Source organism: Nocardioides sp. R-C-SC26 (genome assembly GCF_021246465.1).
Lineage (GTDB): Bacteria > Actinomycetota > Actinomycetes > Propionibacteriales > Nocardioidaceae > Nocardioides.
Genome location: NZ_JAHRHK010000004.1, coordinates 65,105 through 91,430 on the forward strand (window position 1 = coordinate 65,105; position 26,326 = coordinate 91,430).

Annotated in this window: 23 protein-coding genes and 1 tRNA gene; 8 read left to right on the forward strand and 16 right to left on the reverse strand. The window is 69.7% G+C overall.

Annotated features, from left to right (window positions below; translation table 11 throughout):
- Position 1: 1 nt before the first annotated feature.
- From KSO97_RS05040 to metH, 10 genes are all read right to left on the reverse strand, one after another.
- The gene (locus tag KSO97_RS05040) at positions 2–655 is read right to left on the reverse strand and encodes a response regulator transcription factor (RefSeq protein WP_232676890.1); all 654 of its coding nucleotides are present in this window, start codon (positions 653–655) and stop codon (positions 2–4) included.
- Positions 648–1,868 (reverse strand): sensor histidine kinase, encoded by a 1,221-nt coding sequence (locus KSO97_RS05045; RefSeq protein WP_232676891.1) that lies wholly within the window; start codon positions 1,866–1,868, stop codon positions 648–650. The genes KSO97_RS05040 and KSO97_RS05045 overlap by 8 nt, the downstream gene beginning before the upstream one ends.
- Positions 1,869–1,951: 83 nt before the next feature.
- Positions 1,952–2,347 carry a hypothetical protein gene (locus KSO97_RS05050; RefSeq protein ID WP_232676892.1) on the reverse strand — a complete coding sequence of 132 codons (396 nt, stop codon included), beginning with the start codon at positions 2,345–2,347 and terminating at the stop codon, positions 1,952–1,954.
- A gap of 116 nt (positions 2,348–2,463) precedes the next feature.
- Positions 2,464–3,786, reverse strand: a complete 1,323-nt coding sequence (locus KSO97_RS05055) for an ABC transporter ATP-binding protein (protein WP_232676893.1) — start codon at positions 3,784–3,786, stop codon at positions 2,464–2,466.
- Complete coding sequence (locus KSO97_RS05060) at positions 3,776–4,849, reverse strand: ABC transporter ATP-binding protein (protein WP_232676894.1); 1,074 nt, start codon at positions 4,847–4,849, stop codon at positions 3,776–3,778. Before KSO97_RS05060 ends, KSO97_RS05055 begins: the two co-directional genes overlap by 11 nt.
- Positions 4,849–5,784 carry an ABC transporter permease gene (locus KSO97_RS05065; protein ID WP_232676895.1) on the reverse strand — a complete coding sequence of 312 codons (936 nt, stop codon included), beginning with the start codon at positions 5,782–5,784 and terminating at the stop codon, positions 4,849–4,851. Before KSO97_RS05065 ends, KSO97_RS05060 begins: the two co-directional genes overlap by 1 nt.
- 1 nt (position 5,785) lies before the next feature.
- A complete protein-coding gene (locus KSO97_RS05070; RefSeq protein WP_232676896.1) occupies positions 5,786–6,820 on the reverse strand; it encodes an ABC transporter permease in 1,035 nt (344 codons plus the stop codon).
- 79 nt (positions 6,821–6,899) lie between these two features.
- A complete protein-coding gene (locus KSO97_RS05075; RefSeq protein ID WP_232676897.1) occupies positions 6,900–8,516 on the reverse strand; it encodes an ABC transporter substrate-binding protein in 1,617 nt (538 codons plus the stop codon).
- Between the two features lie 341 nt (positions 8,517–8,857).
- Positions 8,858–9,532: an HAD family phosphatase gene (locus tag KSO97_RS05080; RefSeq protein ID WP_232676898.1), complete on the reverse strand. Its 675-nt coding sequence runs from the start codon at positions 9,530–9,532 to the stop codon at positions 8,858–8,860.
- Between the two features lie 2 nt (positions 9,533–9,534).
- Positions 9,535–13,260 carry a methionine synthase gene (metH, locus tag KSO97_RS05085; RefSeq protein WP_269782012.1) on the reverse strand — a complete coding sequence of 1,242 codons (3,726 nt, stop codon included), beginning with the start codon at positions 13,258–13,260 and terminating at the stop codon, positions 9,535–9,537.
- 211 nt (positions 13,261–13,471) lie between these two features.
- On the opposite strand from metH, the gene KSO97_RS05090 reads away from it, so the two are divergent.
- Positions 13,472–14,329, forward strand: coding sequence for a PAC2 family protein (locus KSO97_RS05090; protein ID WP_232676900.1), 858 nt, complete (start codon positions 13,472–13,474; stop codon positions 14,327–14,329).
- A gap of 33 nt (positions 14,330–14,362) precedes the next feature.
- Here the strand turns inward: KSO97_RS05090 and mshC are convergent, their stop codons facing one another.
- Genes mshC through KSO97_RS05110 form a run of 4 tightly spaced genes read right to left on the reverse strand, consistent with a single transcriptional unit; the run spans position 14,363 to position 17,717 of the window.
- Complete coding sequence (gene mshC, locus KSO97_RS05095) at positions 14,363–15,604, reverse strand: cysteine--1-D-myo-inosityl 2-amino-2-deoxy-alpha-D-glucopyranoside ligase (RefSeq protein ID WP_232676901.1); 1,242 nt, start codon at positions 15,602–15,604, stop codon at positions 14,363–14,365.
- 28 nt (positions 15,605–15,632) lie between these two features.
- Positions 15,633–16,379: an SCO1664 family protein gene (locus tag KSO97_RS05100; protein ID WP_232676902.1), complete on the reverse strand. Its 747-nt coding sequence runs from the start codon at positions 16,377–16,379 to the stop codon at positions 15,633–15,635.
- Entirely contained in the window at positions 16,376–16,963 is a 588-nt protein-coding gene (locus tag KSO97_RS05105; RefSeq protein ID WP_232676903.1) for a DUF3090 domain-containing protein, read from the reverse strand. The genes KSO97_RS05100 and KSO97_RS05105 overlap by 4 nt, the downstream gene beginning before the upstream one ends.
- 10 nt (positions 16,964–16,973) lie before the next feature.
- The gene (locus tag KSO97_RS05110) at positions 16,974–17,717 is read right to left on the reverse strand and encodes an MSMEG_4193 family putative phosphomutase (protein WP_232676904.1); all 744 of its coding nucleotides are present in this window, start codon (positions 17,715–17,717) and stop codon (positions 16,974–16,976) included.
- Between the two features lie 32 nt (positions 17,718–17,749).
- Here KSO97_RS05110 and corA point away from each other — a divergent pair, with 32 nt between their 5' ends.
- Positions 17,750–18,730 carry a magnesium/cobalt transporter CorA gene (gene corA, locus KSO97_RS05115; RefSeq protein ID WP_232676905.1) on the forward strand — a complete coding sequence of 327 codons (981 nt, stop codon included), beginning with the start codon at positions 17,750–17,752 and terminating at the stop codon, positions 18,728–18,730.
- 36 nt (positions 18,731–18,766) lie between these two features.
- Here the strand turns inward: corA and KSO97_RS05120 are convergent, their stop codons facing one another.
- Positions 18,767–19,594, reverse strand: coding sequence for an undecaprenyl-diphosphate phosphatase (locus KSO97_RS05120; protein WP_232676906.1), 828 nt, complete (start codon positions 19,592–19,594; stop codon positions 18,767–18,769).
- Positions 19,595–19,681: 87 nt separating this feature from the next.
- Here KSO97_RS05120 and KSO97_RS05125 point away from each other — a divergent pair, with 87 nt between their 5' ends.
- Together KSO97_RS05125 and KSO97_RS05130 are read left to right on the forward strand one after the other, a co-directional pair.
- Positions 19,682–20,641, forward strand: coding sequence for an aldo/keto reductase (locus tag KSO97_RS05125; RefSeq protein ID WP_232676907.1), 960 nt, complete (start codon positions 19,682–19,684; stop codon positions 20,639–20,641).
- 61 nt (positions 20,642–20,702) lie between these two features.
- Positions 20,703–20,912, forward strand: a complete 210-nt coding sequence (locus tag KSO97_RS05130; protein ID WP_374198464.1) for a DUF5703 family protein — start codon at positions 20,703–20,705, stop codon at positions 20,910–20,912.
- A gap of 47 nt (positions 20,913–20,959) precedes the next feature.
- On the opposite strand, the gene KSO97_RS05135 is transcribed toward KSO97_RS05130, so the two are convergent.
- The gene (locus KSO97_RS05135; protein ID WP_232676909.1) at positions 20,960–22,294 is read right to left on the reverse strand and encodes a M20/M25/M40 family metallo-hydrolase; all 1,335 of its coding nucleotides are present in this window, start codon (positions 22,292–22,294) and stop codon (positions 20,960–20,962) included.
- Between the two features lie 136 nt (positions 22,295–22,430).
- On the opposite strand from KSO97_RS05135, the gene KSO97_RS05140 reads away from it, so the two are divergent.
- The 4 genes from KSO97_RS05140 to KSO97_RS05155 all read left to right on the forward strand — a co-directional run bounded on the left by KSO97_RS05140 (position 22,431) and on the right by KSO97_RS05155 (position 26,312).
- Positions 22,431–22,515 (forward strand) — tRNA-Leu (locus tag KSO97_RS05140).
- Positions 22,516–22,640: 125 nt separating this feature from the next.
- A complete protein-coding gene (locus tag KSO97_RS05145) occupies positions 22,641–23,066 on the forward strand; it encodes a Fur family transcriptional regulator (protein WP_232676910.1) in 426 nt (141 codons plus the stop codon).
- 84 nt (positions 23,067–23,150) lie between these two features.
- Positions 23,151–25,349, forward strand: a complete 2,199-nt coding sequence (katG, locus tag KSO97_RS05150) for a catalase/peroxidase HPI (protein ID WP_269782047.1) — start codon at positions 23,151–23,153, stop codon at positions 25,347–25,349.
- Between the two features lie 81 nt (positions 25,350–25,430).
- Positions 25,431–26,312, forward strand: a complete 882-nt coding sequence (locus KSO97_RS05155) for a hypothetical protein (RefSeq protein WP_232676912.1) — start codon at positions 25,431–25,433, stop codon at positions 26,310–26,312.
- The last annotated feature ends 14 nt before the right edge of the window (positions 26,313–26,326 follow it).

A 26,326-nucleotide genomic window follows, 5' to 3' on the forward strand; every position in this document is an offset into this window, starting at 1 on the left:
CTCACAGGCCGTTGCGCTCAGCCCAGATCGCGGCCTGGGTGCGGTCGGAGACGCCGATCCTGGCGAAGGCCGACGTCAGGTGCGCCTTCACGGTGCGCTCGCTGATGTTGAGGCGCCGCGCGATCAGACGATTGGTGAGACCGTCCTTCACCAGGGTCAGGATCTCGGTCTCGCGCGCTGTCAGCTGGACGGTCGTGGTGCTGCTCCGCGGCCCGATCAGCGTGCGCGCCGCACGGGGGTGGATGGGGGACTCTCCGCGGTGCACGGCACGAATCCCGTTCAGCACGTCGTCGGGGTCGGCGTCCTTGAGCAGGTAGCCGACCGCGCCCGCCTCCAGCGCGCCGAAGATCCGCTCGCTGTCGGAGAAGGAGGTCAACACCAGCACATCTGCGAGCCCCTCGGCGACGATCTGCCGCGTCGCGGAGACGCCGTCGACGCCGGGCATCTGGAGATCCATCAGCACGACGTCGGGGCGGGTGGTGCGCGCGACGTCGACGGCCTGGGCGCCGTCGGCGGCCTCACCGACGACCTCGATGTCGCCGACGGCCCGCAGCAGCTGGCCCATACCCGCGCGGATGACGGCGTGATCGTCCACCAGGACCACGCGGATCGGCATCGCCGCGCTTGCGGACCCCGACGTCGACTCCTCAGTCATCCTGCTCCACTTCCAGTCTCACCTCGGTGCCCTCTCCCGGCGCCGATGTCACGGTCAACTCGCCGCCACGGTCGCGCACGAGGCTGCTCATCCCCTTCAGCCCGTAGTGCTCGGCCGAGCGCGGAGCCGTGGGGGTGAACCCGACGCCGTCGTCGACGACCTCGAGCGTGAGGATCCTCCCATCGCTGCGCACCGTGACCGCCAACGTGGAGGCCTGGGCGTGGCGGAGAGCGTTGCGGACGGCCTCCTGCGCGACGCGGAGCACGAGCGAGGCGATCTCGTCCGAGGCGCCGTCGGCGCCGATGACGCTGACCGATGCGGACACGCCGACGGCGGCGGCGGGTGCGATCAGGTCGCCCAGCGCGGCCCCGAGCCCGTCAGCCTGGATCTCGGGCGGATGGATCTCGGCGAGCAGCGCGCGCAGGCCCTTGAGCGAGTCGCGCAGGGAGTCGTTGGCGGCGGTCATCTGCGCACGCACCTGAGGAGCGACGGAGTCGTCGCGTGCCAGACCCGCGAGGTGGAAGGACGTGCCGGCGAGATCCTGGACGACGCCGTCGTGCAGGTCTCGGGCGATGCGCCGCCTCTCGGCGTCGGAGGCGTCGAGGCCCGTCTGGAGCAGACGCTCGCGCTCGTCGCCGGCTCGGCGGACGTCGCGGGTGAGGACCCAGATGATGGGCGTGACCAGGATGAGCAGCAGCGCCAGCGCGGAGAGGGTGATCCATCGGAACGGTTGGTAGATCTGCTGGCGTCGCTGCTCGAGGTCGTCGAGGGAGTAGAAGGCCTCGAAAAGCAGCGGGGTGCCGTTGCGGGCGATCAGCTTCGTGAAGATCTGCACCGTGCCCGACGCCGCGCCGGTCGGGTTCTTCGCGAAGGGGACGTCGTCGCCGAGGACGACCTCGCCGGTACCGCCGTCGCGCAGCACGCGCTGCTGCGCACCGGTCAACGGAAGCTTGACTCCGAGACGGAGTCGTTCCCGCGCCTCACCGGAGGCGGTGGTGTAGATCAACTTGCCGCCGCGGCCCCAGATATTGACGTGCGTGACCGACCCGACCTCGAGCCGGTACTTCACCGCACGGTCGAACCGGTCCAGCGCGCCGGTGTTGCCGTCGACGAAGTCGGCCCTCACGGCCGGTGCGACCACCGACTCGGCGAGCACCTCGTTGATCGAGCGCGCCTCGGCCCGAGCCTCACGGTCGGCCGCCTGACGCGCCACGACACCGGTGCCGATGCTCAGGGCGAGCAGCGTGAGCGCGCCGATCGCCAGGAAACGGGCGACCGGATTCGCGACGAGCGCCCTCAGAACTGCCGCTCCGTGCGACAGACCTCGCCCGTCGCGGTGTTCTTGGCCATGAAGAGGATGGTATCGGGGCCTGGCAGATTGATCATCGATCGCTCGATACGCAGGGACCGGTCGGCGTCCTTGGCCCGGAGCTTGCCCTCGGCGGAGACATCGCCGTCATGCTTCATCCGCCATTCCCACACGTCGTTGTCGTCGCTCCAGACGACGCCGACGACCGTGAGGCGGGAGTTGTTGTTCGACGCCTCGAAGATACGCAGGCGGAAGTCCGAGGTGCGGGCACAGTCATCCCGTCCGGGATCATCGCCACTCGCAACCCCCGCAGGGAGGGAGACGAGCGCCGCTGCACCCAGCGTGATGCCGAGTGTGGCGATGAGCCCGCGACGGGATGACATGTGGACCTGCTTCCTACTAGCCACGGAGACTGCCGCATCTCCGCGTAGGACCAGTATCGAGGTCTCAGGAAAGCCTCAGGAAGTTGTCCGTTGGTACTAGTACCGCCCGTCGCGACTCACGGCCCCGGGGTGTCTGCGTGGGAGACGGACGGGTCGTGGAGGTGGCACGCCACCTCGACCCTGCCCTCGCCACCCGGTGCGACGCGGAGGCGAGGCTCCTGGCCCGGCGCCAGGTCGATCCTGACGCCGTCCGACTCGGTGCGCCAGCCCGTGACTCCACGCCAGAAGGGATCCGTCACATCGGCGGCCCGCGCACGATCGAGCAGCGCGGCCGCAGCATCCGGATCGCGGGTCGAGATGCGCAAGCCCCCGTCACGGTGGGTACCGACCGCACCGAGGTCGCCGACGACGCGCGCGTCGGATTCGTAGTCCGCGAGGCCGGAACCGGCCCAGTAGCGCTCGAGCTGATCACGCAGGTCGCGGGCCTCCCACCCACAGGGGGCGAACGCAGCGGGGCAGCGTGGGTGGAATGCGCATCCCGACGGCGGTTCGGCTGCGTCGGGGACCTCGCCGCGCGGCAGGTCCCGAGGCAACATCCGCGTCGGATCCGGGTCGGGGACGGCGGCGAGCAACGCCTGCGTGTAGGGATGGCGAGGCGCAGCGAAGATCTCCGCGGTCGGACCGATCTCGACGACCCGGCCCAGATACATGATCGCGATCCGGTCGCAGAAGTACTTCGCGCTCGCGAGGTCGTGCGTGATGTAGAGGTAGGTCAGCCCGAGATCGCTCTTGAGGTCGAGCATCAGCTGGAGGATCTTGGCGCGGACGCTCATGTCGAGCATCGAGATCGGCTCGTCGGCGACCAGCACCTGCGGTCCCATGATGATCGCCCGGGCGATCACAGCCCGCTGCTTCTGACCGCCCGACAGGTCAGCGGGCAGCTTCGAGGCGAACCGCTCCACCGGACTGAGGCCGACGCGCTCCAGAGCCTCGTGAACGCGGCGCCGAAGCTCCGCGCCCGACGCGAGACCGTGCACGACGAGTGGGTCGCCGACCGCGCGCTCGATGGTCATCGACGGGTTCAGCGCGGCGCCCGGATCCTGGAAGACCATCTGGACGTCGGTGCGGAGGCCGCGGAGTGCGCGAGGGCTCATCGCCGAGACGAGCTGCGCCTCGGCGTCGTCGTGCCCGCGATAGCGGATCGATCCCGCGGTAGCGGGCGCGAGCCCGAGCATCGCGCGGCCCAGCGTCGACTTCCCGCTGCCGGACTCCCCCACGACACCGAGCACCTCGCCCCGTCCGAGCTGGAGGCTCACGCCGTCGAGCGCCTTCACGGTGCGGGTCTCCAGCCCGAGCAGCCGGGCGAGCGCACCGCCCTGGAGGCGATAGTGGACGGCGAGATCCTCGACCTCGATGACGGGATCCTGATCAGGCCTCATCGGCGACCAGCACCTCCTCGGTCGTCAGGGGCGACCGGTCTTCCGCCGAGAGATCGGCAGCGACCGGGGCGCCGTCCGCGATGTCGGCCGCCCAGCACGACACACGCGAGCCGGCATCGGTGATCCGGGCACGCGGCGCCCGGGTCGCGCAGATCTGCATCGCATCCGGACAGCGTGGATGGAACGAGCAGCCCGGCGGCGGCTCGGAGAGGTCGGGCGGCGACCCGCCGATGAACTCCAGGCCCTCGGTGGACAGGGTGATCGTGGAGCGCAGGAGCTCGCGGGTGTAGGAGTGGCGTGGCCGCGCGAAGACCTCGCGCGCCTCGCCGATCTCCACGATCCTCCCGGCGTACATCACGGCGACGCGGTCGCACGCCTCCGCGACGATGCCGAGGTTGTGGGTGATGAGCAGCATCGCCGTCTCGTAGGTGGCACGCAGGTCGTGCAGGGTGCGCACGATCTGCGCCTCCACCAGGACGTCGAGAGCCGTGGTCGGCTCGTCGGCGACGACGAACGCCGGGCGGAGCACCAACGTCAGCGCGATCATGATCCGCTGCCGCATGCCCCCGGAGAACTCGTGCGGATAGGCGCGGTAGCGCGTCGGCGGGATGCCCATCACCCGGAGCGCCTCCAGCGAGCGCCGTTCGACCTCCGCTCCCGAGAGTCCCTGCTCGTGGGCACGCAGCGTCTCGGTGAAGTGGTCGCTGACCCGCATCAGCGGGTTCAGCCGGGTGAGCGGCTCTTGGAAGATCATCCCGAGACGGGCGCCACGCATGGCGTACTGGTCGCGGGGACGCATCGACAGCATGTCCTGTCCCTCGAAGCGCAGCGCCCCGTCGCGCGCGGCGCCGTCCGGCAGCAGGCCGAGCAACCCTCGACCCAGGGTGGACTTGCCGCACCCGGACTCCCCCACCAGGCCGAGGATCTCCCCGCGTCGTACGTCGAAGCTGACGCGGTCGACGGCCCGTACCGGACCCCGCTCGGTGCCGTACCAGACCCTGAGGTCCTCGGCCTCGAGCACCACCTCGCGTGGCTGGCTCGGATCTCCCGGAACAGATGTCATCACGCTTCCTCCCGCGGGGTGAGGACGACGGGACGCAACCGTCGACGTCGTAGCGCCGGGTTGAGCGTCTCGTTCAGGCCCTCGCCGACCAGGGTGAGCCCCGTGATCAGCGCGATGATCGCCAGACCGGGCCAGAACGCCGGGGCGAACACGCCGGCTGAGACGTCGTCGAGGGCCCGGCTCAGGTCGTATCCCCACTCCGACGCCTCGGTCGGCTGGATGCCCAGGCCCAGGAACCCGAGCGCAGCAAGCGTGCCGAGTGCGTCGGCGGCGTTGAGGGTGCCGATCACCGGCACCGACTGCACCACGTTGCCGAAGACGTACTTGCGCATCACGGTCACCGGCGGAGCGCCGATCGCGCGCGCCGCCTCGACGTAGGTCGCCTCCCGCGCCGCGACCGTCGTGTTGCGCACGACCCGGAAGTACTGCGGGATGTAGATCGCCGTGAGCGACAACGCGGCGGCAAGGATGCCCCCGCCGATCGCGTTGCGCAGCAGGAACGAGAACACGATCGCCAGGAGCAGGGAGGGGAAGGAGTACAGCGCGTCCATCAGGAACACGGTGATCCGGTCGAACCAGCCCCCTGTGTAGCCCGACACGATCCCGAGCGGCACCCCGACCACCGCGGACAGCAGGATCGAGAGGCCCACGACGAGCAACGCCGTCCGGGCTCCCCAGATCACCCGGGAGAAGATGTCGTAGAACTGGTCGTTGGTACCGAGCAGATGCTCGCCGGAGGCGCCCGCGAGCTTGGGGAACCGGACGCCGTCGACCGAGCGCTGCGCGAAGTCGTAGGGCGCGATCCACGGAGCGAGCAGCGCGAAGACGACGAAGACGCCGGTGATCAGGACGCCGGTCAGGAACAGGTAGCGGGCCAGCCCCTGGGTGTTCCAGATCGTCTGGAACACCCGCGGCGTGCGCACTCGGCGTGCCATGTCAGTACCTCACTCGCGGGTCGATCAGGGCGTTGACGATGTCGACGATCAGGCTCACCAGCACCACGGCGATCGCGAAGAAGGTCACCAGCCCTTGAACCGCCACGTAGTCGCGCGCGGTGACGTAGGCGACGAGCTCGGTGCCCAGCCCCGGCCAGTTGAACGTGCGCTCGGTCAGGATCGCGCCCGACAGGGTGAGGGCGAACTGGAGACCGATGACGGTCACGACCGGGACCAGGGCGTTGCGGAAGGCGTGGAAGCGGACGACGCGGCGCTCGGGGATGCCGCGGGCGCGCGCTGCTTCGACGTAGTCGCCCTTGAGCGACTGGATGACGTTGACCCGGACGAGTCGGATGATCACGCCGCAGATCAGCAGACCGAGGGTGAAACAGGGCAGCACATGGTGTTGGAGGACGTCGCGGACGCCGACCCAGTCGTTGTCCAGCGCCGCGTCGAGCAGCAGGATCCCGGTGCGGTCGGGCACGAGGTACTTCGTCTCGGCGGTGGCGATGTCGTAGGTCGGCCAGCTCGGCACGAACCTGACGACGAAGAGGACGAGCATGAGCCCGACCCAGAAGATCGGCGCCGCGTAGGTGACGATGCCGAAGATCCGGATCCCCGCGTCGAGCGCGCTGTCGCGACGTCGACCGGCGAGCCGTCCCAGCGGGAGGCCGACCACCAGCGCGAAGAGGAACGCCCCGAGCGTGAGGGTCAACGTGGCGCCGCCCTGGTTGGCGATGATGTCCAGCACCGGCCTGCCGTTGCTGATCGTGGTGCCGAAGTCGAGCCGGCACACGTCGCCGAGGTAGTCCAGGTACTGCACGATGAGGGGCCGGTCCAGGCCGAGCGCAGCACGGCGCGCGTCGAGCGCGTCCTCGCTCAACTTGTCGCCGACCGCCGCGGAGACCGGATCCCCCGGAGCGATGCGGAGCAGCACGAAGACCATCGTGAGCAGCACCCACATCATCGGGATGACCAGCATCAGCCGGACCGCGATGTAGCGCGGCAGCGAGCCGGACGCCGTCACCGTGCTCATATCCCCCGCCTTCCCGGACGTCGAGCAGCCGCAGGCGGGGCGACGTCGACCATGACGCCGCCCCGCCGCGACGGTTGGATCACTCGGACTTGCTGATCATCCAGAACCGGAAGATGTACGTCGGGTCGAGCGTGTCGGCCACGCCCTCCATCTGGTCCGTGGCGACGGCGACGTTGCGGCCGTTCCACGACGGGATCACCGGCACGTCCTCGGCCACGATGTCCTGCAACTCGCCGAAGATCTCCTCGCGCGCTGCGGTGTCGGTCTCGCCGAGCTCGGCGTCGAGCAGGGTGTTCACCTCGTCGCTGGAGTAGCCGTTGGCGAAGAAGCCGCCGTCGCGCACGAACGGAGTGAGGTAGTTGTCGGCATCGAGGAAGTCGGGGTACCAGCCGAGCATGTGGAGGTCGTAGGCACCCTCCTTGTAGAGGTTCTGGTACTCCTCCCACTCGGCGTCCGCGAGCGTGACGTCGAAGAGACCCTGCGCCTCGAGCTGCTCCTCGAACTCGGTCGCCTCATCGACGGCGTTCGTGCCGTAACGGGTGGGGGTGTAGCCGAGTGTGATCTTCACCGGGGTGGCGATACCGGCGTCCTGAAGGATCTGTGCGGCGGCGTCGGACGACGGGTCGCCGTAGCGCGCCTCGAAGGAGTCGCGCTGGCCCCCGAACCCCGGCGGCACGATCGAGTAGGACGGCGTGACGGTGCCGTCGTAGGCGTTCGCGGCGATCGCGTCGCGGTCGATGATCTGCGCGGCGGCCTGACGCACCGCCTGGTCCTTGCCGGGGCCGGCGCCGAGCTGCCAGACCCAGTAGCGGAACTCGGAGCCCTCGCCCTCGAGCACCTCGACCTTGCCCTCCTCCTCCAGAGAGTTGAGGTCGGTCGGAGTCAGGGTGCGCCAGGCGACGTCGATCTGCTCGGAGGCGATCGCGGTGCGCAACGGCGTCGGGTCGTTGAAGTACTGGACGAAGATCGTCTTGGTCTTCGGCGCGCGGGGGCCGTCGTAGTTCTCGTTGGCCTCGAGGGTCGCCTGCTCGCCGTCGGCGTAGGAGGCGAGTGTGTAGGGGCCCGAGCCGATCACGTCAGCGTCGCCGATCAGCTTGTCGGCCGGGAAGGTCTCCTCGTCGACGATCGATCCGGTGGCGGTCGAGAGCACCTTCAGGAAGGTCTGGTCCGGGATGTTGAGGTTGAACACCACGGTGAGGTCGTCGGGAGTCTCGATCGCGCCCTCGGCGAGTGCGGGGCTCTCGTCGTCGCCGTTGCTGATCGAGCCGAGAAGCACCGAGGAGCCGTTGGGGTCGGCGATACGGATGTTGCGCTCGAAGGAGAACTTCACGTCCGAGGAGGTGAGCTCGTTGCCGTTGGAGAAGGTCAGGCCCTCGCGCAACGTGCAGGTGACTGTCTGGGCGTCGGTGTACTCGCACGACTCGGCGGCGTCGCCGGTCGGCTCCTCGGCGTTCGCCTCGATGGTGACCAGCTGCTCGAAGATGTTGTACTGCATGTTCCACGAGCCGACGTCGTACGCGCCGGCGGGATCCATCGCGGTGATGACCTCGGTCGTGCCGAGCGTCCAGGAGCCGCTGGCCGATCCACCGCCGCCTCCCCCGTCGCTCTTGTCGCGCGAGCTCTCACCGCAAGCGGCGAGGCCGGTGGCCAGGATCGCGACGCCCGTCAGGGCCAGCGCGCGTCGTGCTCGGATCACAGGGATACCTCCATCGATGGGGCAGGGATCTCGGCAACGTACTCCCGGCTCCGGGGCCTGACCACCCTCGTCGCGGCGTCCGCGGGTCGCGATCTCGCAACGATCTGGCGCGTGAGCCGGGAGGCGCCGGAGATCCTCCGGTACGCCGGTGGTGGCGGACAGGCGGATCACGAGCGATGGGGGCCTGGCGCGCTCCTCGGCTAGCGGTCCGTCACGGTGGTTGAGGAGGCCCGAGGAACGAGGGTCGTCTCGACACCCGGTGAGCCAGGCGTCTGCCCTGACCGACGGGGTCTCGAGACGCTCGCTGAGCTCGCTCCTCGACCACCGGTCGCGGGGGCCGCTCAGGCCGAGGGGGCCTCCGCCATCAGGCCAGGGAGATCGGCTACGTCGAGGCCCGCGAGGCTCTCGCGCAGCACCCGTCGCGGGCTCGGCGGGACGTCGACGTGACACGGCACCGCCAGGACGACACAGCCTGCGGCCTCGGCCGAGTCGCACCCGGTCACCGAGTCCTCGATCGCCAGGCAGGCGGCAGGGTCGACGTCGAGGAGCCGCGCCGCCTCCAGGTACGGGTCGGGGAACGGCTTGCCTCGCGCGACGGCGTCGCCGGTCACGATCGCGTCGAACTCGAGCGGGCGGAGCGCGAGGAGGATCGGGTCGACGAAACGCCGGTACGACATCGTCACCAGGGCCGTCGGCACACCGCTCTCGGCGAGCTCGGCCAGCAGCTCGCGCGCGCCCGGACGCCACGGCACGGCCTTCTCGACACGAGCTGTCACACCGTCGAGGAGGTACTCGACGATCTCGGCCGGCGTCATCTCCAGACCCATCTGGTCGCGGATGATCTGTCCCGAGACGAGCAGGTCGCTTCCGACCAGCTGCATCGCCTGGTCGTGCGTCCAGGTCGTGCCGTGCTGCTCGGCGAGCGCGACCTCTGTCGCCATCCAGTAGGGCTCGGTGTCGACCAGCGTGCCGTCCATGTCCCACAGGACGGCGGCCGGCCGGGCGTCGGCACGCATCGTCAGTCCTCCGGTTCGTACCCGAGGTTCGGCGAGAGCCACCGCTCGGCCTCAGCCATCGTCCAGCCCTTGCGGGCCGCGTACGCCTCGACCTGGTCGCGCCCGAGACGGCCCACGACGAAGTACTGGGCCTGTGGGTGGGAGAAGTACCAGCCCGAGACCGAGGCGCCGGGCCACATCGCCATCGACTCGGTCAGTTCGATGCCGGTACCGGCCTCGACGTCCAGGAGGTCCCAGAGGATGAGCTTCTCGGTGTGGTCGGGACAGGCCGGATAGCCGGGCGCGGGGCGGATCCCGGTGTACTTCTCGGCGATCAGGTCTTCGTTGGAGAGCTGCTCGGTGGGCACGTGACCCCAGAACTCGGTACGGACGCGCTGGTGGAGACGCTCCGCGAAGGCCTCCGCGAGTCGGTCCGCGAGCGACTCGAGCAGGATCGCGCTGTAGTCGTCGGGCGCCTCCTTGAACGCGCTGACGCGCTCGGGCAGGCCGATCCCCGCCGTCACCGCGAAACCGCCGACGTAGTCGGCGATCTCGGAGCCGACCGGGGCGATGTAGTCGGCGAGCGAGCGGTTCGGGATGCCCTCGCGGTGCTCACCCTGCTGACGGAGGTGGTGCAACCTCGTCGCGACCTCGCTGCGGGAGTCGTCCGCGTAGACCAGGGTGTCGTCGCCGTCGGCGGCAGCCGGGAAGAACCCGTAGACACCGCGAGCGGTCACCCATCTCTCGGCGATCATCTGGTCGAGCATCGCCTGGGCGTCGTCGTACAGCTTCCGCGCGGCCTCGCCCTGGGTGGGGCTGTTGAGGATGTCGGGGAACTTGCCCTTCATCTCCCAGGCGTTGAAGAAGGGCTGCCAGTCGATGTAGTCGCGGAGCTCGGCGAGGTCGTAGTCCTCCAGCACGTGGCGCCCGGGCTCCTTCGGGCTCGGCGCGGTGTAGCCGGTCCAGTCGATCGGCGAGGAGTTCGCCCGTGCCGCCTCGTATGGGAGCAGTTTCCGCTCGCCCTTGCCGGCGTGACGAGTGCGCAGCGCCTCGTAGTCGAGCTCGATGTCGGCCATCAGCTCGTCTCGGCGGGTCTCGTGCAGCAGCGCCGCGGCCGTGGGCACGGAACGGGAGGCGTCCTTGACCCAGACGACCGGGCCCTGGTACTTCGGATCGACCTTGACCGCCGTGTGGGCGCGCGAGGTGGTGGCGCCACCGATCAGCAGCGGGATGCTGAAGCCCTGACGCTGCATCTCGGTGGCGAGGTTGACCATCTCGTCGAGCGAGGGCGTGATCAGGCCGGACAGGCCGATCATGTCCGCGCCGACCTCGGCCGCCGTGTCGAGGATCTTCTGCGCCGGCACCATCACCCCGAGGTCGATGACCTCGTAGTTGTTGCACTGCAGCACCACGCCGACGATGTTCTTGCCGATGTCGTGCACGTCGCCCTTCACCGTCGCCATCACGATCGTGCCGTTGGTCTCCTTGGCGGTGGCGAACTCGGGGTTGTCGAGCTTCTCCTGCTCGATGAACGGGATCAGGTAGGCCACGGCCTTCTTCATCACCCGAGCGGACTTCACGACCTGGGGAAGGAACATCTTCCCTGCGCCGAAGAGGTCGCCGACCACGTTCATCCCGTCCATGAGGGGACCCTCGATCACCTCGATCGGACGGCGACCCTGCTCGGCGAGCTCGGCGCGGAGCTCCTCGGTGTCGGCCTCGACGTGGGCGTCGATGCCCTTCACCAGAGCATGGGTGATCCGCTCCCCTGCGGGCAGCGAGCGCCACTCCTCGGCGGTGGCCTCGACCTGCTCGCCGGACCGGTTGTGGGCCTCGGCGATCTCGAGCAGTCGTTCGGCGGCATCCGGACGCCGGTTGAGGACGACGTCCTCGATCCGCTCGCGTAGCTCCGGCTCAACCTCGTCGTAGATCACCAGCGCGCCCGCGTTGACGATGCCCATGTCGAGCCCGGCCTCGATCGCGTGGAAGAGGAAGACAGCGTGGATCGCCTCGCGCACCGGGTTGTTGCCCCGGAAGGAGAAGCTCACGTTGGAGATGCCACCGGAGACCTTGGCGCCGGGCAGGTTCTGCTTGATCCAGCGCACGGCCTCGATGAAGTCGACGCCGTAGCTCGCGTGCTCCTCGATGCCCGTCGCGACCGCGAACACGTTCGGGTCGAAGATGATGTCCTCGGGGTCGAACGCGACCTCGTCGACCAGGATCCGGTACGCACGTTCGCAGATGGCCTTGCGGCGCTCGAGGTTGTCGGCCTGACCGTCCTCGTCGAAGGCCATCACCACGGCCGCCGCGCCGTAGCGCTTGACCAGCGCGGCCTGCTCGCGGAACTTCTCCTCGCCCTCCTTGAGCGAGATCGAGTTCACGATGGCCTTGCCCTGGACGTTCTTGAGACCGGCCTCGATCACCTCCCACTTCGAGGAGTCGACCATGATCGGCACCCGGCTGATGTCGGGCTCGCTGGCGATGAGCTTGGTGAAGCGGTCCATCGCCGCGACGCCGTCGATCATGCCCTCGTCCATGTTGACGTCGATGACCTGCGCGCCGTTCTCGACCTGCTGGGAGGCCACCGACAGCGCCGTGTCGTAGTCGCCGTCCTTGATCAGCTTGCGGAAGCGGGCCGAGCCGGTGATGTTCGTGCGCTCGCCGACGTTCACGAACAGCGAGCCCGCAGCGATCGTGAAGGGCTCGAGGCCCGAGAGCCGCATCGCCGGCTCGAGCGCGACGTTCTCGCGACGTGGCTTGTCGGCCACGGCACGCGCGATCGCGGCGATGTGCGCGGGTGTGGTGCCGCAGCAACCACCGGCCAGGTTGAGGAACCCGGCGTCCGCGAACTCGGCCACCATGGCGGCCGTCTCCTCCGGCGACTCGTCGTACTCCCCGAAGGCGTTCGGCAGTCCCGCGTTGGGGTAGCAGGAGACGAAACTCTCCGCGATGCGCGACATCTCGGCGATGTAGGGCCGCATCTCCTTCGCCCCCAGGGCGCAGTTGAGGCCGATCGCCAGCGGCTTGGCGTGTCGCACACTTGCCCAGAACGCCTCGGTCACCTGCCCCGACAGCGTGCGGCCCGAGGCGTCGGTGATGGTTCCGGAGATGATCACCGGCCACCGTCGGCCACGCGCGTCGAAGACCTGCTCGACAGCGAAGATCGCCGCCTTGGCGTTGAGCGTGTCGAAGATCGTCTCGATGAAGATCAGGTCCGAGCCGCCGTCGACCAACCCGTTCGTGGCCTCGACGTACGCCGCGACCAGACCGTCCCAGGAGACATTGCGGGCGCCGGGATCGTTCACGTCGGGCGAGATCGAGGCGGTCCGGGTCGTCGGACCCAGCGCTCCACCGACGTAGCGCGGAACGCCTGTCGCGGCGGCGACCTCGTCGCAGACCTGCCGTGCCAGACGCGCGGCCTCGAAGTTCAGTTCGTAGGCGAGGTCCTCCATGCCGTAGTCGGCGAGGGAGACGGCGTTGGCGTTGAACGTATTGGTCTCGATGATGTCGGCGCCGGCCTCGAGGTACTCGCGGTGGATGCCGGCGATGATGTCGGGCTGGGTCAGTGTGAGCAGGTCGTTGTTGCCCTGGAGGTCGCTCGGCCAGTCGGCGAACCGCTCGCCTCGGTACCCCTCCTCCGACGGCCGGTCGCGCTGGATCGCCGTCCCCATTGCGCCGTCGAGCACCACGATCCGCTCGCGCAGCAGCGCGGTCAGCTCCTCGGTGACGTCGGGGCGCAGATCAGGCAACGCGTGCTCCTCATGCTCAGCCTGGTGGACGGCTGTCTCACAGGTCAGGACCGTCGTCCATCACGTGGACGTCGAGACCGGAATCGTGTCACCGGCCTCGCCGTGCAACGAAATCCCGGCGCGCTCGATTCCGCGGACCGACGCGACACCGCCGGCTCAGGGAGCCGTGGCGCTGTGCTGGCGAGCCTCGCCGGCTGACTACGCTGGCGAAGTGATCGAGGTCGAGGAAGCGCCCGCATTGGTCTCCCCCGTGGTGATTGCGGCCTTCGAAGGTTGGAACGATGCTGCCGACGCCGCCTCGTCGGTCGTGGATCACCTGATCGAGGTGTGGGATGCCCGGATCGTCGCCGCCCTCGACCCCGAGGACTTCTACGACTTCCAGGTCAACCGCCCGATGGTGGGCCTCGACGAGAACGGTCATCGCCGGCTGACGTGGCCCACGACCCGAATCGCGATCGCCCAGCCGCCTCATCTGGACCGCGACGTCATCTTGATCCGCGGGATCGAGCCGAGCATGCGGTGGCGACAGTTCTGCGCCGAGCTGCTCGCCACCTGCGACGACCTCGGAGCGGAGCTCGTCATCACCCTCGGGGCGTTGTTGGCCGACACGCCGCACACCCGTCCGATCCCGGTCAACGGCACCGCGACCGAGCCCGACCTCGTCGATCGGCTCGCGCTGGAACCCTCGACGTACGAAGGGCCGACGGGCATCGTCGGCGTGCTGCAGGACGCGTGCGTGCGCGTCGACATGCCCGCGGTCTCCTACTGGGCCGCGGTCCCCCACTACGTCGCGCAGCCACCGTGTCCCAAGGCCACCTTGGCGTTGCTCCAGCAGTTGGAGGAGTTGCTGGAGACCACGATTCCGCTCGGCGATCTGCCCGAGGACGCCCGCGCGTGGGAGCGCGGCGTCGACGAACTGGCGCAGGAGGACGAGGACATCGCCGACTACGTGCGCTCGCTGGAGGAGGCGCGCGACACCACCGACCTGCCGGAGGCCTCGGGCGACGCCATCGCCGCGGAGTTCGAGCGGTACCTCAAGCGGCGCGGCGACGGGTTCGACGGCGGCTGAGCGCGACCCCGGCCACGCCCGGGAGACCGGCCGTCAGAGCGCGATGCCGAGTGCGGCGTCGACGACCCGGTGGATGGTGGCTGCTGCAGCAGGATCGGAGTTGTCGGCCAGCCCGTCGACCCCGAGCGTCGCCGCGACCCAGCGATCGATGGCCGCGGTCGCGCGCGGCGCATCGAGGTCGTCGGCCAGGGCTGCCAGCACCTCGTGGACGACGGGCTCGGCCGGGGCGCCCGCACCGAGGGCGATCGCGCGACGCCACTCGGCGAGGTCGTCGAGGGCGGTGAACACCTCGGCGTCGGCCCACTCCCAGTCGCTGCGGAAGTGGTGCCGCAGCAGCGAGAGCCGGATCGCCATCGGATCGATGTCGCTGTTGCGCAGTGCCGAGACGAAGACCAGGTTGCCGCGCGACTTCGACATCTTCTCGCCGTCGTAGGCCACCATTCCGGCGTGGCTGTAAACGCGAGCGAACGGCGCGTCGCGGTCGAGGACCTGGGCGTGCCCGGCACACATCTCGTGGTGGGGGAACACCAGGTCGCTGCCGCCGCCCTGGACGTCGAACCCTGAGCCGAGGTACTGCCGGGCGATCGCTGCACACTCGATGTGCCATCCGGGGCGGCCCGGGCCGAAGGGACTGGGCCAGGACGGCTCACCAGGACGCTCACCGCGCCAGACCACGCAGTCGAGAGGGTCGCGCTTGCCCGGGCGGTCGGGGTCGCCGCCCCGCTCGCCGAACAGGGTGAGCATGGTGTCGCGGTCATAGCCGGACTCGTCACCGAACGCCGGGTCGGCGGCGACGGAGTAGTAGAGATCGGTCTCGACGCGGTAGATCGCGCCGGCCGCGTCGAGCGCCTCGATCATCTCCACCACCAGAGGGATCGACTCCACGGCACCGATGTAGTGCGCTGGCGGGACGACTCGCAGCGCCTGCATGTCGGCACGGAAGAGCTCGGTCTCCCGCTCGGCCAACTCCATCCAGTCGACGTGGACCCTGTCGGCGCGCTCCAGCAGCGGATCGTCGACGTCGGTGACGTTCTGCACATAGGTGACGGCGTGTCCGGCGTTGCGCCAGGCGCGGTTGAGGAGGTCGAAGCCGAGGTAGGTCGCCGCGTGACCCAGGTGGGTGGCGTCGTAGGGCGTGATGCCGCACACGTAGAGCCGGCCGGCGTCGCCGGACGGCGTCGCCGCGACGAGGGCGCCGGACGCGGTGTCGTGGAGGCGGACCGCCGGCCCGACCATCGGCAGGGCGGGGATCTCCGGAGCTTCCCAGGCACGCATGTTCGAAGCCTAACGAGAACCCTGCTGCTCAGAACGGCGGCCACGGGATGACCGGCCACGAGCCCTCGGGTGCCGGCAGCACACCGCGATCGAGCAGGTCCTCGCACCGGTTCACCAGGCACTCGATCTCGAGGTCGGTCAGATGTGCGGTGAGCGTGTCGGCCAGACCGTCGGACAGGCCACCGAGCACGCGTTGGACGCCGTCCCGCTCATCGTCGGTCAGGCTCTCACCGTGCCACCCCCACAGCACGGTGCGGAGTTTCGGCTCGTAGTGGAACGTCAGACCGTGATCCACCCCGTAGCGGTGCCCGCCGGGCATCTCCAGGACGTGGCCGCCCTTGCGGTCGGCGTTGTTGGTGACGACGTCGAACACGGCCATGCGACGCAGCGCAGCGCCGTCCTCGTGCACCAGGACGACCGTGCGGTCACGGTCGTCGACACCCTCGACGACCGCCCGCCAGCCCGGCTCGACCTTGCCCGGTCGGACGACGCGCACCGCCGCCTGCTCGGGATCCGACTCCTGCCATTCCTGCAGCATGCCGAGACCGTGCGGGCCCTCGCCGAGCCACGTGCGCGGGACCACGTCCCAGCCGAAGGCCTCGGAGACGAGATAGGCGGCGACCTCCCGCCCGGCGAGTGTCCCGTCGGGGAAGTCCCACAGCGGCTGCTCGCCCGCCACCGGCTTGTAGACGACCCGTACGCCGTCCAGATCACCGACGAACGTGGCGTTGGAGGCCGGCATCACCCGACCGTGCAGCGTCAGGCCGGCGGTCACGGATCGCGCCGACGAAAGCCGTTCGCACGCACGCAGAGATGTCCGTCGGGGTCGACGGGCTGCGCGCAGAACGGGCAACTCGGGCGCCCGGCGTCGAGCACCTGCTCGGCACGCTTGACGAACGAGCGCGCCGCGGCCGGTGTGAGTCGGACGACGAACAGCTCGTCGGGCTCGGGCTCCTCGAAGTCCTGGTCGACCTGGTCGGGAGTCACCACGGCCGCCTCGGTGAAGGGGAAGACCTCGATCACGATCCGTGCGTCGGTTGGATCCCACGACAGGGTCATGGTGCCCGCGCGGAACTCCTCCTCGATGGGCTGCTCCAGCGGCGCGGCGTCGTCCAGGCCGAGCGGCGCCACGGCGGGGATCACCGGCTCGTTCGCCGCCTGGCCGCCGTGCTGCACCATCAGTTCGTCGAGCAGCTCGTCGACTCTCTCGGCCAGGGCGGCGACCTGCTGCTTCTCCAGTGCGACGCTCGTCAGCCGGGCGCCGGACCGGGCCTGCAGGAAGAAGGTGCGCGAACCGGGCTCCCCCACGGTGCCGGCGACGAAGCGCTCGGGCGGGTCGTAGGAATGGACGATCGGCATGGACCCCACCCTATTGACCGCTCCGAGGGCCGGCGCCACCCCCGACGACGGCGTCGTCCGCGGTGCTGTCGGCGTCGGCTCCCGAGGGCTCGCCTGCTGCCTCCGGGTCGGCGGGCTTCGGCGCCAGCCAGTCCAGATCACCGGCGTGGGAGTTCGACACCATGACGTAGGGCCGGGTCGCCGTGTAACGCACGATGGAGATCGACGCAGGATCGACATGGAGACGTTGGAAGAGGTCCAGGTGCATGCCGAGGGCGTCGGCCAGCACGGCCTTGATGATGTCGCCGTGACTCACCGCCACCCACACGGCGTCCTTGCCGTGATCTGCGGCGATCTGGGCGTCGAGACCACGGATCGCCGCGACCGCGCGGGAGTACATCGTCGACATCGCCTCACCACCGGGGAAGCTCGCCGCCGACGGCTGGGTCTGGACGACCTTCCAGAGCGGCTCCTGGGCCAGGTCCTTCAGCGGACGTCCCTGCCACTCGCCGTAGTCGCACTCCGCGATCCCGTCCTCGGTGGCGATCGACAACGATGTGGGCGAGGCTTTGGCGACGTACTGGGCGGTCTGCTGGCATCTCTCCTGCGGGCTCGACACGAGCGCGGCGATCGGAACCGCAGCGATCCTCGCCGCCGCACGGGACGCCTGACCTTCGCCGACGTCGTCGAGTCGGACCCCGGCGAGGCGGCCGGCGAGCACACCCGAGGCGTTGGCCGTCGTGCGGCCGTGTCGCACGAGGATCACGGTTGCCATGACGCTGACGCTATCGGCAGTACGGTCAGCAGGTGATCGTCGACAGCGCCGTCTACCGAGGCGGTACCCGGCTCACGGTCGACTGCCCCGCGCACGACTACGCGGAACTGCGACGACGAGCCGCCCAGGAGGACGGATTCGTCTGGATCGGGCTGTACCAGCCGAGCCACACCGAGCTCGGTGAGGTCGCCGACGCGTTCGGACTGCCCCGACTCGCCGTCGAGGACGCGGTGCGCGCCCACCAGCGTCCGAAGCTCGAGCAGTATGAGGAGGATCTCTTCCTCGTGCCCAAGACGCTCTGGTACGTCGACGAGGACGACGCCGTGGAGACCGGTGAGATCAACGTCTTCGTCGGCTCGGACTTCCTGATCAGCGTCCGCCACGGGCGTGGCGGAGACCTGCGCGAGGTGCGCACGTCGCTCGAGCACGCCGCGCACGTCCTCACGCACGGCCCCTCGGCGGTGGTCTACGCCATCTGCGACGCCGTCGTCGATGCCTACGCCGAGGTGTTGACCGCCCTGCAGCAGGACGTCGACGAGGTCGAGTCCTCCGTCTTCTCCGACGAGCGCACCCGCGACTCTGCTCGCATCTACACCCTCAAGCGGGAGATCGCCGAGGTGCGCCGGGCGGTGCTGCCGCTGCGCGAGCCGATGCGTCGCCTGGCGTCGGGCATGGTGCCGGTCATCTCGCCGGAGACGGCGCCGTTCTTCCGCGACGTCACCGACCACCTCGCCCAGGCCTCCGAGGAGGTCGACACCCTCGACCAACTCCTCTCCACGGCGTTCGACGCACACCTGGCCGCCATCTCGGTCCAGCAGAACGACGACATGCGCAAGATCTCCGCCGGTGCGGCGATCGTCGTCGTCCCGACGCTCATCGCCGGGGTCTACGGCATGAACTTCGACGTCATGCCCGAGCTGCACTGGACCCTCGGCTATCCGTTCGCGCTCGCCCTGATGGGCACGTCGTCCGGTGTGCTGTGGTGGTTCTTCAAGAAGTCCGGCTGGCTCTGAGCGACCCCTCGGGCGTCGGCCGGCGGACCTCGCTGATCAGGTCGCGCTGAGGACGCCGGCGCCGAGGAGGATCATCGTGGCGCCGCCGAGGACCACGCGGTACAGCACGAAGGGCGTGTAGGACCGCGTCGACACGTAGCGCAGGAGCCACGCGATGGCGGCGTAGCCGACGATGAAGCTCACCACGGTCGCGACGATGGTCGGTGTCCAGCCGTAGGGGTTGTCGCCGCCGGGGATCTCCTTGAGCTGGAAGATGCCGGCGCCGACCACGGCCGGGATGGCCAGGAGGAAGGCGTAGCGGGTGGCCGCCTCCCGCTGATAGCCGAGGGCCCGGCCCATCGAGAGCGTGGCTCCCGACCGGGACACGCCCGGGATCAGCGCCATCGCCTGCGCGAGACCCATCAGGACGCCGTCGCGGAGCGTGAGGTCCTTGATCTCCTTGCGGTGCGCGCCGAACCGGTCGGCGAGACCGAGCACCAGGCCCATCACGATCAGCATCGTCGCGACGATCCACAGGTTGCGGAAGCCGGACTCGATGGTGTCCTTCAGCGCAATGCCCAAGATCACGATGGGGAGCGATCCCACGATGATGAACCAGCCCATCCGGGCGTCCAGGTGGCCGCGCAGTTCCGGGCGGAACAGCGAACGCACCCAGGTGGAACCGATCCGCCAGATGTCGTGGCGGAAGTACACCAGGACCGCGACCTCGGTGCCGATCTGGACCACCGCGGTGAACGCCGCGCCGGGGTCCTCCCAGCCGAAGATCTCCGGGTAGATCCGGAGGTGGGCGCTGCTGGAGATCGGCAAGAACTCCGTCAGTCCCTGGATGGTGCCGAGGACGATCGCCTGAAGCAGTTCCCACACGAGTGCCGAGGATAGTGGCCAGCGCGGCTCGCGGTCTCGGGCGCGCCGTGCGTGGTCGTGACGGGGCCGGCCACTACCGTGGCGCCCATGCAGCAGCGGTCGTTGGGCACCACGGGCCTCCGCGTCTCCCGGCTGGGCCTGGGCACGATGACCTGGGCCCGCGAAACCGATGAGCACGAGGCGCGTGACCAGCTCATCGCCTTCGCCGAGGCCGGCGGCACCCTGGTCGACACCGCGGCGGGCTACGGCAACGGCGACTCCGAGTCTCTGCTCGGCTCACTGATCGGCGACGTCGTCGCACGCGAGGAGATCGTGCTCGCCACCAAGGGCGGGATCTCGCGACGCGAAGGCGAGCGCGTCGTCGACACCTCCCGCCGAGGACTGCTCCGCGGGCTCGATGCCTCGTTGACGCGACTCGGCGTGGACCACGTCGACCTGTGGCAGGTCCACGTCTGGTCCGACGGCGCCCCGTTGGAGGAGACGCTCGCCGCGCTCGACCAGGCGGTCGGCACCGGACGTGCGCACTACGTCGGCATCTCCAACTACTCGGGATGGCAGACCGCGCAGGCTGCCACCTGGCAGCGCGCCGTTCCGGGGCGCACCCCGATCGCCTCGACGCAGGTCGAGTACTCCCTGCTCAACCGCCACGTGGAGCGTGAGGTGCTTCCCGCAGCCGAGGCCCTGGGGCTCGGCGTGCTGCCATGGTCGCCGCTGGGTCGTGGAGTGCTGACCGGCAAGTACCGCGGCGGAACTCCTGCCGACTCCCGCGCGGCGTCCCGCACCTACGCCGGATTCGTCGGCGCCTACCTCGACGACGACAGCCGTCGTATCGTCGAGGCGGTCGCCCGGGCCGCCGACGGCCTGGGGTGGACGCCACTCGAGGTTGCGCTGGTCTGGGTGCGCGACCGCCGCGGCGTGACCGCCCCGATCCTGGGCGCCCGCACGGCTGCCCAGCTGCGAACCTCCCTCAACGTCGAGGACAAGTCCCTGCCCCCCGAACTCGTCGCCGCACTGGACGACGTCTCCGGCGACGTCGGCGCACATTGAGCCCCACTCGGCGCCGTCCGACCACCGTCAGCACCCCACCGAGGAGGCTCTCGTGACCCGCATCCAGCGTCGTCCCCCGCGCCCCGGCGTGGAGTGGGAGTTCGACTCGATCGCGTTCTCGCGCGAGTTCTCCCGCTCCGTGGTCACCAAGCTGCTCACCGAGCGCGCCGAGTACGGCGGCTGGGAGCTCGACCGCGTACGCATCGGCAACGACGGCGTGCGTCGCGTCGTCCTGCGTCGCAAGATCATCCGGGCCGTGCGCACCGCCTGACCCCCGGGCAACCGATCGCTGGGCCCGGCCGCGGCATCGACCGAGGCTCAGACGTCGTCGAGGAACCGGTCGAACACGCGGGCGCCGAACTCGAGCGCATCGACCGGCACCCGCTCGTCGACGCCGTGGAAGAGCGCGGTGAAGTCGAGGTCGGCGGGCAGGCGCAGCGGAGCGAAGCCGAACGACCTCATCCCCAGGTTGCGGAAGTGCTTGGCGTCGGTGCCACCGCTCATCGTGTACGGGGCCACGAGCGCGTCGGGGTCCTCGGCGAGGATCGATCGACTCATGGCGGCGACCAGGTCGCCCTCGTACGGCGTCTCCCAGGGCTGCTGGTGGGAGAGGAACTCCCAGTCGACGCCGTCGCCGCACAGCTCTCGCAGGGTGTCGAAGAACTCCTCCTCGAACCCCGGCAGGAACCTGCCGTCGAGGTGGGCAGTCGCCTCGGTCGGCACGACGTTGACCTTGTAACCGGCGCCGAGCTGCGTGGGGTTCACGGTGTTCTGGATGACCGCTCCGAGCATCCGAGCCGCCCCGCCGAACTCCTCGATGAGGGCCGGTGCGTTCTCCGGCGTCGCCTCGGTTCCCGCGAGGTCGGCGACCGTTGCCAGGAGCACCTCCATCGTGGGTGTGAGTCGCACCGGCCACCGGTGTGCCCCGATCCGCGCCACCGCGGCCGAGAGACGGGTGACGGCGTTGTCGGTGTTGATCATCGACCCGTGTCCGGCGCGTCCACGCGCAGTGAGCTTCATCCAGGCCATGCCCTTCTCGGCCGCCTCGATCAAGTAGAGACGACGACCCCGCACGGTGGTGCTGAATCCGCCGACCTCGCCGACCGCATCCGTGACGCCGTCGAACTCGTCGGCGTGGTCGCGCACCAGGATCTCCGCACCGCGGTGCCCGCCCGCCTCCTCATCGGCGGTGAAGCAGAGCACGACGGGACGAGCGGGCATCCGACCGTCGCGCTGACGGGCCCGCACGGTGGCGAGCAGCATCGCGTCGAAGTCCTTCATGTCGACGGCCCCGCGACCCCAGACGTAGCCGTCGCGGACCTCGCCGGCGAAGGGATCGATCTGCCAGTCCTCGGCGGCCGCGGGCACGACGTCGAGGTGGCCGTGGAGGAGCAGGGCGTCGTCGCGTGAGGCGTCGGCGCCACCCCAGTGGGCGATCACGTTCGCACGCCCGGGCGCGCCCTCGACGATGCGCGACTCGATGCCGACCTCGTCGAGCAACGTGGCGACGTGTTCTGCGGCCTTCCGCTCCCCCGGGCCCGAGTCGTCGCCGAAGTTGGAGGTGTCGATGCGGATCAGGTCGCGACAGATGTCGACGACCTCGGACGCCGGATCGCTGCGGTTCGTCCCGGACCTCGCCGCTGCCTCGCTCATGCGCCCATGGTGGCATCCAGAGGCGTCGCGGCAACCCCCGTGCGGCGACGCGAACCACGACCTCACGGACCGGCCGTCGCGAACCGGCCCGATGCGGGACCTGACCGCACCCTTTGCTAGTGTTCCCTCCGCACTCGTCCGGGTGGCGGAATTGGCAGACGCGCTAGCTTGAGGTGCTAGTGCCCTTATTGGGCATGGGGGTTCAAGTCCCCCCTCGGACACAGGAACAGCCCCATCCGACCCAGGTCGGGTGGGGCTGTCGCCGTCTCCGGACGGCCCGGTCTCGGCGACTCGCCTGCCGAGACGAAAACTTGAATCGATCCAGTTCTGGTGACAGGGTCGGGCCATGACCATCTCCGGCGAAGCGCTGCTGCGCGAGGCTGGGCTGCGTGTCACTCGTCCGCGGTTGGCCGTCCTCGACGCCGTCACTGCGAACCCCCACGCCGATACCGACACGATCATCGGCTCGGTACGCACCACGCTGCACGACGTCTCGCACCAGGCCGTCTACGACGTCCTGCGCGCCCTGACCGTCCATGGTCTCGTGCGCCGTATCCAGCCGCTGGGCTCGGTGGCCCGCTACGAGACGCGCGTCGGTGACAACCACCACCACGTCGTGTGTCGTGGCTGCGGGGCGATCGGCGACGTCGACTGCGCCGTCGGCGAGACGCCGTGCCTCACCGCCTCGACCGACCACGGCTTCACCATCGACGAGGCCGAGGTCATCTACTGGGGCACCTGCCCCACCTGCTCCTCTTCCCTGTCTGATTGATCGCACGCCCCACCCACCCGTTGCGCCAGCACCCCACCGGAAGGACCCTCAGTGTCTGATCACGCGAATGCCGTCGTCGGCGAGATGAACGACGAGAGCGACGGCGGCTGCCCGTTCGCTCCCGGCCGCGCCACCCACCCCACCGAGGGCGCCGGCGGCAACCGCGGGTGGTGGCCCAACCGGCTCAACCTGAAGATCCTCGCCAAGCACAACGCCGTGGCGAACCCGCTCGGCGACACCTTCGACTACTCCGCCGCCTTCGGGGCACTCGACCTCGCGGCGCTCAAGGGCGACCTGGCCGAGGTGCTGCGCACCTCCCAGGACTGGTGGCCCGCCGACTTCGGTCACTACGGCCCCTTCATGATCCGGATGGCGTGGCACAGCGCCGGCACCTACCGGGTGAGCGATGGCCGCGGCGGCGCGGGCGCGGGCATGCAGCGCTTCGCTCCCCTGAACTCCTGGCCGGACAACGCCAACCTCGACAAGGCGCGCCGTCTGCTCTGGCCGGTCAAGAAGAAGTACGGCCAGGCGATCTCCTGGGCCGACCTGATGATCCTCGCCGGCAACGTGGCGCTGGAGGAGATGGGCTTCACCACGTTCGGCTTCGCCGGCGGTCGCCCCGATGTCTGGGAGCCCGACGAGGACGTCTACTGGGGCCCGGAGACCGAGTGGCTCGGCGGGGAGGAGGGCGGTGCTCAGCGCTACACCGGCGACCGCGACCTGGAGAACCCGCTCGCCGCTGTCCAGATGGGTCTGATCTACGTCAACCCCGAAGGCCCCGAGGGGAACCCGGACCCGGTCGCCTCGGCTCGCGACATCCGCGAGACGTTCGGCCGGATGGCGATGAACGACGAGGAGACCGTCGCCCTCATCGCCGGTGGTCACACCTTCGGCAAGACCCACGGCGCCGCGACCCCCGACGGTCACGTCGGCCCCGAGCCCGAGGCGGCCGCGCTGGTCGAGCAGGGCCTGGGCTGGAAGAGCAGCTACGGCACCGGTGCAGGCGCCGACGCCATCACCAGCGGTCTCGAGGTCACCTGGACCTACCACCCGACTCGCTGGGACAACGAGTTCTTCCACATCCTCTTCGCCTACGACTGGGAGCTGACCCAGTCGCCCGCCGGCGCGAACCAGTGGCGGCCCAAGAACGGCGCCGGAGCCGACATGGTGCCCGAGGCGTTCGGCGACGGTAGGCGCGAGCCCCGGATGCTCACCTCCGACCTCGCCCTGCGCTTCGACCCCGTCTATGAGGAGATCTCGCGACGCTTCCTCGAGCACCCCGAGCAGTTCGCCGACGCGTTCGCCCGCGCCTGGTTCAAGTTGACGCACCGCGACATGGGCCCGATCCAGCGCTACCTCGGCCCGGAGGTCCCCAGCGAGGAGCTGATCTGGCAGGACCCGATCCCGGCCGCTCCGCAGCCGGCGCTCACCGACACCGACATCAGCGCGCTCAAGCAGCAGGTGCTCGCCGCCGGTATCGACGGCTCGGACCTGATCTTCACCGCCTGGGCCTCGGCGTCCACGTTCCGTAGCAGCGACCTGCGTGGAGGGGCCAACGGCGCCCGGCTGCGCCTGCAGCCCCAGAGCTCATGGGAGGCCAACGACCCTGACCGGATCGCGCGCGTGATCGGCGCTCTGGAGGAGATCCAGACGGCGTTCAACGGCGACGGTTCGCAGGTCTCGCTCGCCGACCTGATCGTCCTCGCGGGTGGTGCTGCTCTCGAGCAGGCGGCAGCCGCCGGTGGGGTCACCGTCACCGTGCCGTTCACGCCGGGTCGCGGCGACGCGACCCAGGAGCAGACCGACGTCGAGTCGTTCAGCTACCTCGAGCCGAAGGCCGATGGCTTCCGCAACTTCCTGGGCAAGGGCCAGCGCCTGCCGGCGGAGTTCCTCCTCGTCGACCGCGCGAACCTGCTCGGTCTGAGTGCCCCCGAGATGACCGTGCTCGTCGGTGGCCTGCGGGTGCTCGGCGCCAACAGCGGCGGCTCCACGCACGGCGTCCTCACCGACCGGGTCGGCACGCTGAGCAACGACTTCTTCGTCAACCTGCTCGACCTGGGCACGACCTGGTCCTCGGTCGACGGCGACGCGGAGACGTTCGAGGGCAGCGTCGACGGGACCGTGCGCTGGACCGGCACCCGCAACGACCTCGTGTTCGGCTCGAACTCCGAGTTGCGCGCGCTCGCCGAGGTCTACGCCAGCGACGACGCCGCGGAGAAGTTCGTGCACGACTTCGTGGCGGCCTGGGCGAAGGTGATGGACGCCGACCGCTTCGACGTCTGATCGATCCACGACCCCGTGCCTGCAGATCAGGCACGGGGTCGTGGTCTGTCCGCAGCAGCGCGGATCCGTCACACTCGGACGATGATGCGCACCGCGGGGGTCGTCATCCTCGCCGTCGCGGCGCTGGTCGCGTGCGGTCCGGACGACGAATCCCGGACGCCGGGAGAGTCCGCATCCGTGGTGAGCGCGGAGCCGACTCCGTGGCCGAGGGATCTCACGGCCTGGATCGACCAGTCTCGGATGCAGCGCAGCGGGCGCACGGCGTTCGTCCGCCTCGTCCACGAGCCACGGGACGGCTCCCCTAGCACCTACACCGTGGAGACGGCGACCGTGAGTTCGCCGCGTTTCGCCTCGGTCACCTGGTCGGGTCCCGAACACTTCGGGAACGAAATCGACCTGGAGTTCGAGCTCCCGCCGGCGCGGTGCGGCACGGGCTCCGACGTCACGGTGGGCCTGACCTACCGCGTCGACGACGGGACCCTTCGACACTCGAGCACGACCGCCGCCGACCGCTACGGCGCCTTCGGTCTCTTCCTGGACCGCGACTGCGCCCAGGCGACGCTCGACTCGGCCGCCTCGGTCGACGTCGGTGCACCGGCGGTCGTCGGCGATCGCTCCGCAGCCGTTCTGCACCTGCCCGTCACGATCACGCCGTCAGGGCGGGGCGACGGGGGCGCTGCGCTGCTCGGGTTCGACGACACCGTGCTCTTCCGCCTGCTGCCGGACTCGGTGCCTTCGCGGGCGATCCCACTCGGCGCCGACGATCCGCCGGTGTCACTGGTGCTTCAGATCGTGCCGGCCCGGTGCGATCCGCATGCGCTCGCCGAGGACAAGGTCGGCACGCTGTTCCCGATACGACTCCGTGCACGCGGGCTGCCCGAGGGTGCGGCGCCCTACCTGCCGTTGGACGACGACCAGCGCGCTGCTCTGCGTCGGTACGTGCCGATCGCCTGCGACTGGTGATGCCCGCCGAGGCT